Raw genomic sequence first — 9,661 nt, forward strand, 5'->3', positions numbered from 1 at the left:
ACTTCATCAAACCGGCGTCGGCGCCCCGGTAGTACAGGGTCTGCTGGTGCACATGGCCGCCAAACACATGGCGTATGTCGGGTGACGCAATCGCATCCAGGCTGGCCGCCGCCGCGCGCTGATCCGTCACATAACGCCACAGCTCGGGGCCATCGAGGCTGGCATGCACCAGCGCCATCGAGCCGTGTTCCAGCACCAGCGGCAGGCCGTCCAGAAACGCCCGCTGGCTGGCGTCGAGTTGCGCATGGGTCCAGCCGGCGGTGCTGTCGCCCAGAGTTTTGCTTTCCGCAGGCGGGCTAACGGCCATCTCGTCATGGTTGCCCTTGACCAGCAGCGCCCCCTGCCCGGCCAGCGCCTGAATCCGCCGCAGCACCGCCACCGGGTCGGCGCCGTAACCGACAAAATCACCGAGCAGCGCAAACTGCTGCGCGCCCTGCGCGCGCGCATGGGACAGGCAGGCGTCCAGGGCCTGGATGTTGGCGTGGATGTCTGAGAGTAGCGCCAGCTTCATTGGGTGAGAGTGAGGGATTGGCCGTGGATGGCGCCATCATGCCGCATTGGGCCGGGGGTAAGCCTGTTTCAGATCAGGCTGGCGGCTGGGCCGGGCTGTTGCTGCCGTCTATGAAGACTGAGGCTGTGTGAAAACGTTAGCGACAACTTTGATCACAAACGTAAAAGAAAAATCGACCTCATGGAACGGCCCCCACGCGACGATCACACGCTCAGGAATGGTTTCCGTACCCCCAACTTCCCTGCTTTGACGTCTCCTTTCGAGCTTTCACACAGCCTCGACCGATTCCGGCCGGTCAGACTTCTCCGTCCAACGCCGCTTGCCTGAGTTGGCCCCAGTTCCAGTGTCGCCGGAATCGACGTCCAAGCCACGGCCCACAGGAACACAGGGTTTTCCCTATGTTTGACGGCTATTGAAATTGCCAAAATTTTCGCCTGAGGCCGGCGGCACATCTGGCCAAGCAACGGTAAACACCGAACTTTGAAGAAAGGAGTCTTACCATGGCGAAGCGTTATCCCACCAATTCGAGCGAACGGACCAGTCGTCTCAAGACGCCCTTCATGACTGCACGGGAAACGGAAGCATACCTCTTGGCACGGGAGACCCTTCGTCGCATCAAGCGATCGTCGGCATTTGCCTCACGCGCCAGTGCCGAGGTCGAAGCGGCAAGAAGGTAAAACTGGAAGAACGATAGTCCGAACTGTGCGAGTTCGACAAATGGACCTTCACCACAATACTTTGGAGGAACGCGAGCATGACAGACGTCCCGATCATGGACCAGTCAACGGCAAGGCGGCAAATGACGTCAATTTTCACGATCATCGGCGGCACGACCGTTCCAGACCGCGCGGAAATCGTGCGTTCTCACTGCCGCGAGGGATCGACCGTTGAATTGCGGCGGGAGGAAGATGACGCTGATGGTCGGGCAACCATCGGCGTATGGCTGCTGTGCCCTTCTTTTTTGGGACTTATGTCAATCCGGAAGAAGATCGGTTTTGTCCCGGTCGAAACGGCAGAAGCGCTCGAGCCGCTCATGGATGAGAGTTCAACCGTTGTTGCTCGCGCGACCGTACGAAGCGTCTATGCCCCGATTGACCGGGACGAAGCTGTCGTCACCGTGGAGATCATGCCTTGACTGAGATGATCAGACGCAGTCGAAGGCTTCGGATGAAGCGTAGGGCCGGCTTTGGTGTCGGGGGTGCGAACGATGAGAGCGGCTGCCTTGGTTACATCCGCGGCGGCGTGCGCCACAACGGGCTGTCTGTTGATTTTTGCGGCGTGCTAGCCCCCTTGCACATCATCGAGCCAACGGTTGGCCGCCAGCCTGCCGGGACACAGTAACGCGAGCTGAAAGGACGGGCTCAATCGCGACGGTCGGCGATCTAAGGCGATTTCCATTGATTGTTTTGTGAGCCGCACTTCTGGTCGGCTGATGGCTGGGATCGACACTTCGCCGAGCGAGGATGAAGGGCAGCTGCGACTGATTTCAGACCGTTTGCGCCACCCGCCAATTGCCAGTGCTCTACCCAGATTCGACCTTCATTGCCCCGATCTGGAGCACCAAAAAACTGTTGCCGGATTGGGCGCTTGAACGCATTTTGCGGCCGCTCGGGTCGTTTAAAAAATGTCGGCACAGACCCTTGAAATCATCTTTGCCAACACTATTCTTCTGCCTGAGCCGGCTGGTTCTGGTTTCCTGCCGGTGTTCAACCACTGGATCGGAGGACACTATGTACGAAGCGATGCTGAACTACCCCAACAGCTTGTTCGGTCAATTCGAGCGCCTGCGGCGTGAACTTGATGACCTGTTCGGCGTCTCGGGACTGCCGAGCAGCATCCGCTCGGTCGCACCGGGCACCTTGCCCGCGGTCAACGTGGGTCGTACGCCCACCAACGTGGAGATCTATGCCTTCGCTCCCGGCCTGGACGCCTCGAAGATCGAGGTCACCCTGGACCGCGGTGTCTTGCGCATCGCAGGCGAACGCCCGTCGGGCATCCCTGATGACGACCCCAAGGTGAACGTCTACACCCGCGAACGCGGTGCGGGCAGTTTCGCCCGTGCAATCTCCCTGCCGGACGACGTGGACCCGGAGCACCTAAAGGCGAGCTACCGCGACGGCGTGCTTCAAGTGAGCATCACACGCCGCGAATCAGCACAACCCAAGCGCATCACCGTGCAGTGACGCAATCAACATTCAAGGAGAACCCATCATGAGTGACAACAAGCAATTGACCGAAACCGCCCCTGAACAAGAGCAGCAACGCGCGGTGCTGCCGGCCGTGGACGTGTTCGAGGACGAATCCGGCATCACACTGCTGGCCGACATGCCTGGCGTCTCCAAGGAGAAGCTGGAACTGAAGGTGGAGGGCGATACCCTCTTGATAGAAGGTGGCGTCCAGACGCAAACGCCAGACGGCCTCGAAGCCGTCTATGCCGAAGTCCGCATCCCGCGCTATCGGCGCAGTTTCACGCTCAGTCGCGAACTCGACACCACCAGGATCGAAGCCAACCTGAAGGACGGTGTGTTGACGCTGCGCATGCCCAAGCAGGCGCACGCGCAACCGCAGCGAATTGCCGTGACTGTGGCCTGATGGCCGATCTGCGAAGCATCTGATGCGATTTTTCGAAAGGATGAACCATGACCAAGCTTGCAGAGCAACTCAAGCAAAGCGCGGATCAGGTCTGGGAGTCGCTGACGGAAGGCTGGCGTGAGCTCAGCGCGCATGCCAGCGACGCCCTGACACGATTTCGGCCTGCGCTTACGCCGGGCAAATCCACCGCCCGAGACGATCAACTGCCACCATTGAGCAGTTGGGCTTTTATGGCGGCCGACGTGTTCGACGACGACGAAAAGGTCATCGTTCGCATCGAAGCGCCCGGTATGAGCCGTGAAGACTTCAATGTCGAGTCAAACGGCGACGTCCTCACCGTGTGGGGGGAGAAGCGGCTCGACCGCGAATCGAGCCACGGCCGGTACCGGGTGGTGCAATGCGCCTATGGGAGCTTCCGCCGCGACGTGCCATTGCCGGTGTCGGTGAAAGTTGACAAGACGAAGGCCAGCTACCGGGACGGCGTGCTACGCATCGAACTTCCCAAAGTCGACGGTGCTCGCGCGCGGCGCATCGCGGTGGGCGCGGGCTGAGCCAGTCAGGCTGTCGACTGCCTCTCGATCGACGCGGCCATCAAGTGAAGCACCTCTCCAGACCGCTCGGTTCCGACCGGGTGGTCCCCAAGGTGCCCGCTGATCGACTGAGGCGCGCATGGTCTGATGGGAATCAAACATTGGATCGTCGGACAAGCAGCCAGTGTCGATGACGGCTTCCGCTGCGATGCAGTCACTCAAGCGTGACAAATTGCTTATCTTTGTGGCAACGAACGGCATCAGCCCTGACCTGGCAGGCGTATGACAGTCGGCCCAACGGGCTGACAACTTACAGATAGGCCCGCAACGCCTCCAGCGTCCGATCCGTCGCCCCCCGATTGCGCGCCGCGAAGGCCAGCCCGCAAGCCACCGCCTGCGCCAGCGCGGGCGGGTCGTTGACCAGTACCAGCGCGGCCTGCACGGCTTCGGGCATGTCGGCCACGCGCTGCGCGGCCCCTTCGGCTTGGGCCAGCTCGGCGGCCTCGGCAAAGTTGAAGGTGTGCGGGCCCATGATGACCGGGCAGCCGCAGGCGGCGGCTTCTATCAGGTTTTGGCCGCCCAGCGGGGCAAAGCTGCCGCCCAGCAGGGCCACGTCGCCAAGGCCGTAGTACAGCGCCATCTCGCCCAGCGAGTCACCCAGCCAGAGGTCGGCCTGCAGCGCGGCCTGGTGGTCGGCCGGGCTGCCTGGCCAGGCGGAGCGGCGCGAGACGCGCAGGCCGAGCTGCTCGGCCTGCGCCTGCACTTCGTCAAAGCGCTGCGGGTGGCGCGGCACGATCAGCGGCTTGAAACGGTTGGCGGGGGCAGCGCTAGCGGAATCATCTGCTACCAAATTAATAGCTGACTGCGCACGTTCTGCCTGGGCTAGAGAACATATTTTCCTCCAAAACTCGACTTCTTCGCCCCCGAGAGCTGGCAAACATCAGCACGCCCTGACCCACCGCGGACGCCGCGCCTGCCGCCACGCCCTTGCGGCGGGTGCTGGCGGCGCAATGAGCGCAATCAACTTTTCCAACGGGCACCACCCGATTTATTTCTTCGGGTACTTTCGCTTGCCTGTTCGCTGCGGGTCCCAGGCCCGAATCAGTCGCAGGCAGGCTTGGCAGGCCGCCGCGGCCTGAAGACCGCAGTGCCACAACCCTCTACAACCACCTTACCTCGGCAGCAAACAGATACCCGGCGCCGTAGACCGTGCGAATGGTTTTAGGGTGTTGCGGGTCTGATTCAAGCTTGCGCCGTAGCCTGGAAACCCGAACGTCCACGCCACGGTCCAGCGGCGAAAGATCCCGGTCGCCGCACAGCTGTTCGCGGTCAAGAATCCGGTTGGGGCTTTGCAAAAACTGCAGCAGCATGCGCGACTCACCGGCGCTGAGCGTCCACTCCTGTCCGCTGGGCGATGACAGCCTGTTGGAGTCGGCGTGAAACCGCCAGCCACCAAATTCGGCAAGCTGTGAACGCGCGGGCGCTGCGCTGCTGTTTTTGTCATGGCGTCGCAAAATGCTGCGCGCGCGAGCCACCAGCTCTCGGGGCTCGAACGGTTTGACCATGTAGTCATCGGCCCCCAGCTCCAGGCCCATGACCCGGTCACTCAAATAACCCCGCCCGGTCAACACCATCACGCCGCAGGCGTAGCGCGCCTGCAGCTCACGCACCACGTCCATGCCATCGGCATCGGGCAGCCCCAAATCCACGATGCACAAATCGGGCACACGCACCAGCAAGAGGCGGCGCAGGGCCGCGGCGGTGTGGCATTCGGCAGTCTCAAAACCAAACTCCCGCAATGTGCCGCTTACCAGACGGCAAATGTCGGGATCATCGTCCAGCACATAGATGCAGCGTGGCCCCTCTGGCGGCTGAGACTTGTCAGAACTCATGTCAGCAAACTGTCGAGCGCGTGTTGCAGCTCAACGTCGGTAAACGGTTTTTTTAGCAATGGGGGCAACATTGCACTTTCGGGCAACGCTGCATGGCCGTCGGAGTAGCCGCTGATCAGCAAGGCCTTCACCTGCGGCGCACGCTGGCGTGCCGCAAGGCACAGGGCCCGTCCATCCATGCCACCGGGCATCACCATGTCGGAGATCAGGATTCCAACGGTGGGCACGCTGGCCAATAACAACAGGGCATCGGCGGCATGGTCCGCTTCGATCACCGGGTAGCCCAGGCCAACCAGTTGCAGCCGAATCACACGGCGCACATCGGGGTCGTCTTCCACCAGCAACACCAGTGGGCGCTCCGCGCCAGGGCGACCCGGCCGATGCTGCGCGCGCAGCATCACTTCAGGCTCCAGGTCGTCGCTGGTGCAGGGCAGCACCAGCGTCACCACGCAGCCCTCACCAAGTGCGCTCTGGATGCGAATGCCACCCCCTGACTGTTTGGCAAAGCCATAGACCATGGACAGGCCCAGGCCACTGCCCGAACCAAAGCGCTTGGTGGTAAAGAAGGGCTCGGATGCTCGAGCCTGTGTCGCCGCATCCATGCCGGTGCCGGTGTCGGACACACTCAAGGCCACGTAGCAACCTGGGGTGACGTCGAAATCGGCTACCTGCGCCGAATCCAGATAGATGCGGACGGCCCGGATGGCCAGAGTTCCGCCATCCGGCATGGCGTCACGCGCGTTTAGCGCCAGATTGAGTACCGCGTTTTCCAGCTGCTGGCTGTCGGTCATGGCGTACAGGGGCTCGGCCAGCGACGTGGTGGTCACCATGATGTGGGCGGGTAATATGCGCTTGAGCAGGATCAGGGTCTCGTTGACCAACTCTTCGATATTGACGGCTTGCAGCGTCAGCGGCTGCTTGCGGGCAAACGTCAGCAGCCGCTTGATCAGGGATGCGCCCCGGCGCGAGGCCTTCAGGGCGGGCACCACATATTCGCCAATGTCGGGGGCGTCCGGGTAGCGCTCATGCAAGCTCACCAGATTGCCAATCACGACCGTCAACAGGTTGTTGAAGTCGTGCGCCAGCCCGCCGGTCAGCTGTCCAACCGCTTCCATTTTTTGCGCATGAACCAGTGCCGCCTGGGCATTCTTGAGGTCGGTGATATTGACCGAAAGCGCAAAACAGCCGACGACGACGCCATGGACGTTCAGCTCGGGCACCAGTTCGCTGCGCGCATAGACCACGCGTCCGCCGGCCTGGCGCATGGCGTACTCGTAGCTGACGCGGTGACCCTGCAAGGCCTGCTGCACATGGTGTGAAATGTCGGTATAGACCTCGTCGCCCACTACCTCCCGGACAGAGCGGCCCAGCACTTCTTCCTTGGCGTAGCCAAACCAGTCGGCGTAACCTTTGTTGACATAGCGGTAAATTCCCAGGTGATCAAAGTAGCCAATCAGGGCAGGCACGCTATCGGTGATCAGGCGCAAGTTTTCCTCGCTGCGCCGCAGCGCCGTGGTGATGCTTTGGTTGGCTTCGTCCGCAACGACAAGGCGCTGGTTGGTGGTTTGAAGCTCATTGGTACGCTGGGCCACGCGGTTTTCCAGCTCGGCATTCTGCTGCTGGATCTGTTGCTCATAGCGCCGGCTGGCTGTGATGTCGGTGTACAGGGTCACGAAACCGTTGTGCGGCAGGGGCTCGCCACGCACCGCCAAAATTTGCCCGCCCGGCCGGTCACGCTCGGTGTAGTGCGGGGCGAAACTGCGGGCCAGGCGCATGCGCTCAGCCACCAGTTCTTCAACATCGCCCGGCCCGTATTCACCACGCTCGGCGTTGTAGCGCATGAAGGACTCGAAGCTTGCGCCCACAAAGGCCATGTCTTCGGGAAAATCCAGCAGCCGCAAAAAAGCCTTGTTCCAGGCCACGATGTGCAGGCTTCCATCGATCACGGTCAAGCCCTGGTCGAGCAGGTCCAGTCCGGCCTGAAGCAGTTCGTGCCGGTAATGTGTTTGCTGGGGATCGAGTACGGAATGAGAAGGCATGAAAGGCAGGCTCCTGCAGGTTTTTTTCATTCTAGGACCCAACCACCGCAAAACTGCGCACCGCAATCATTCGATACATTTGCCCCGAAGTTTCGCAACAGTCGCCTGCCATCATTCAGGTCATAAATTGCTATGGAGGCTCCTTGGGCCTGCTGATGGCCCCACGATAAGGAGACAGCCGACATGCATACAAACGCCTACAACCAGGGACTGGACCGCAATAGCGCGAACCACACCGCCTTGTCACCGATCAGTTTTCTGGAGCGGTCGGCCCGGGTTTATCCCGACCGCGAGTCGCTGATTCATGGCGCCACACGCTTCACCTGGGCACAGACCTACGCTAGATGCCGTCGCCTGGCCAGCGCCTTGGCCCAACGCGGCGTGGGCGTGGGCGACACCGTCGCCGCCATGCTGCCCAACACCCCGCCCATGTTTGAAGCCCATTTCGGCGTGCCGATGACCGGCGCGGTGCTCAACACGCTCAACACCCGGCTCGATGCGGAAGCCATCGCCTTCATGCTGGACCACGGCGAAGCCAGGGTACTGCTCACCGACCGTGAATTTTCGCCCATCATCGAGCGGGCACTGGGCTTGATGAGCCAGCCGCGCCCGCTGGTGATTGACGTGGATGATCCGCTGCACGAAAGCGGGACATTGCTCGGCGAGCTTGACTACGAAGCATTTCTGCAGACCGGCGACGCGGACTATGAATGGACCCTGCCCTCCGACGAGTGGAACGCCATCGCGCTGAACTACACCAGCGGCACCACCGGCAATCCCAAGGGGGTGGTCACGCACCACCGGGGCGCCTACCTGAATGCTGTGTCCAACGTGGTGACCTGGGAGATGCCGCGCCACTCGGTCTACCTGTGGACCCTGCCCATGTTCCACTGCAACGGCTGGTGCTTTCCGTGGACCCTGGCGCTGCAGGCCGGTGTCAGCGTATGTTTGCGCAAGGTCGATCCGGCGCTGATTTTCTCGCTGATCCGCGAGCACCGCGTCACCCACCTGTGCGGCGCGCCGATTGTTTACGGCCTGCTGATCAATGCCCCACAGGCCCTGCGCACCGGCATTTCGCACCCGATTGCGGGCCTGATTGCCGGGGCCGCACCACCGGCTGCCATCATCGAAGGCTGCGAGCGCATCGGCATTGACATCACCCATGTCTATGGCCTGACCGAGGTTTACGGCCCTGCGGCCGTCTGCGCCAAGCAGGCGGGCTGGGACCAGCTGCCGATTGGCGAACGCGCCGCGCTCAATGCGCGCCAGGGCGTTGCTTACCCGATGCAGCAGGCCATCACCGTGCTGGACCCGGAAACCATGCTGCCCGTGCCGGCCGACGGGGAAACCATGGGTGAGATTTTCTTCCGGGGCAACCTGGTGATGAAGGGCTACCTGAAAAACCCGCAAGCCACCGCCGAAGCTTTTGCCGGCGGCTGGTTCCACACCGGCGATCTGGCGGTGCTGCACCCGGATGGCTACGTCAAGATCAAGGACCGCAGCAAGGACGTGATCATCTCCGGTGGCGAAAACATCTCCAGCCTCGAGGTCGAAGAAGTGCTGTATCGCCACCCCGCCGTGATGGTGGCTGCCGTGGTGGCCAAGCCCGACGACAAGTGGGGCGAAGTCCCTTGTGCCTTTCTGGAACTGCGCGAGGGGGCCAGCGTCACCGAGGCCGAGATCATTGAGCACTGCCGGTCGCAATTGGCACGCTTCAAGGTGCCCAAGCAGGTGCTGTTTGGCACGCTGCCGAAAACCTCGACCGGAAAAATCCAGAAATTCGTGCTGAGAGAGCAGCTGCGCTCGGCTTCAGCCATGGCATGAACGCCGCGCGCGCTGGGGTGAAGACCTCATCCCGCAGACGCAGCAGCGGCACTCACTCCTGAATTCATAGCTGCTTGCGCACTATTGGCAAGGGCTAGAGGCCATTTTTACTTACAAAACCATGACCCCATCAGAAATTCTGGCCCAGTTCGGCCCCCGTGAAGCGATGGAATACGACGTCGTTGTGGTCGGCGGCGGGCCCGGTGGTCTGGCCACGGCGATTCGCCTGAAGCAGCTGGCCAGCGAAAAAGGCAGCGACGTGTCGGTCGTGGT

The 9,661-nt window shown here is 61.8% G+C and carries 9 protein-coding genes; 5 read left to right on the forward strand and 4 right to left on the reverse strand.

What is annotated here, in order from left to right:
* Positions 1 to 511 (reverse strand): metallophosphoesterase family protein (locus RMO23_RS18895; protein WP_309684545.1); only part of this gene is annotated, 511 nt, incomplete at its 3' end.
* Between the two features lie 754 nt (positions 512 to 1,265).
* Here RMO23_RS18895 and RMO23_RS18900 point away from each other — a divergent pair.
* The 4 genes from RMO23_RS18900 (at position 1,266) to RMO23_RS18915 (ending at position 3,654) form a co-directional block, all read left to right on the forward strand.
* Positions 1,266 to 1,646, forward strand: coding sequence for an HIRAN domain-containing protein (locus tag RMO23_RS18900; RefSeq protein ID WP_309684548.1), 381 nt, complete (start codon positions 1,266 to 1,268; stop codon positions 1,644 to 1,646).
* A gap of 595 nt (positions 1,647 to 2,241) precedes the next feature.
* The gene (locus tag RMO23_RS18905) at positions 2,242 to 2,694 is read left to right on the forward strand and encodes an Hsp20/alpha crystallin family protein (RefSeq protein ID WP_309684550.1); all 453 of its coding nucleotides are present in this window, start codon (positions 2,242 to 2,244) and stop codon (positions 2,692 to 2,694) included.
* A 28-nt stretch (positions 2,695 to 2,722) separates the two neighbouring features.
* On the forward strand, positions 2,723 to 3,103 hold the full coding sequence (locus tag RMO23_RS18910; RefSeq protein ID WP_309684553.1) for an Hsp20/alpha crystallin family protein: 381 nt from the start codon (positions 2,723 to 2,725) through the stop codon (positions 3,101 to 3,103).
* A gap of 47 nt (positions 3,104 to 3,150) precedes the next feature.
* Positions 3,151 to 3,654: an Hsp20/alpha crystallin family protein gene (locus RMO23_RS18915; RefSeq protein WP_309684555.1), complete on the forward strand. Its 504-nt coding sequence runs from the start codon at positions 3,151 to 3,153 to the stop codon at positions 3,652 to 3,654.
* Between the two features lie 289 nt (positions 3,655 to 3,943).
* Here the strand turns inward: RMO23_RS18915 and RMO23_RS18920 are convergent, their stop codons facing one another.
* From RMO23_RS18920 to RMO23_RS18930, 3 genes are all read right to left on the reverse strand, one after another.
* Positions 3,944 to 4,426 carry a 3-deoxy-D-manno-octulosonic acid transferase gene (locus tag RMO23_RS18920; protein ID WP_405041639.1) on the reverse strand — a complete coding sequence of 161 codons (483 nt, stop codon included), beginning with the start codon at positions 4,424 to 4,426 and terminating at the stop codon, positions 3,944 to 3,946.
* Positions 4,427 to 4,793: 367 nt separating this feature from the next.
* Entirely contained in the window at positions 4,794 to 5,525 is a 732-nt protein-coding gene (locus tag RMO23_RS18925; RefSeq protein ID WP_309684557.1) for a response regulator transcription factor, read from the reverse strand.
* Positions 5,522 to 7,564 carry a PAS-domain containing protein gene (locus tag RMO23_RS18930; protein WP_309684560.1) on the reverse strand — a complete coding sequence of 681 codons (2,043 nt, stop codon included), beginning with the start codon at positions 7,562 to 7,564 and terminating at the stop codon, positions 5,522 to 5,524. The genes RMO23_RS18925 and RMO23_RS18930 overlap by 4 nt, the downstream gene beginning before the upstream one ends.
* Positions 7,565 to 7,747: 183 nt before the next feature.
* Here RMO23_RS18930 and RMO23_RS18935 point away from each other — a divergent pair, with 183 nt between their 5' ends.
* Positions 7,748 to 9,388: an acyl-CoA synthetase gene (locus RMO23_RS18935; protein WP_309684563.1), complete on the forward strand. Its 1,641-nt coding sequence runs from the start codon at positions 7,748 to 7,750 to the stop codon at positions 9,386 to 9,388.
* Positions 9,389 to 9,661: the final 273 nt, after the last annotated feature.

It is taken from the genome of Polaromonas sp. (assembly GCF_031411155.1).
Lineage (GTDB): Bacteria > Pseudomonadota > Gammaproteobacteria > Burkholderiales > Burkholderiaceae_C > Polaromonas.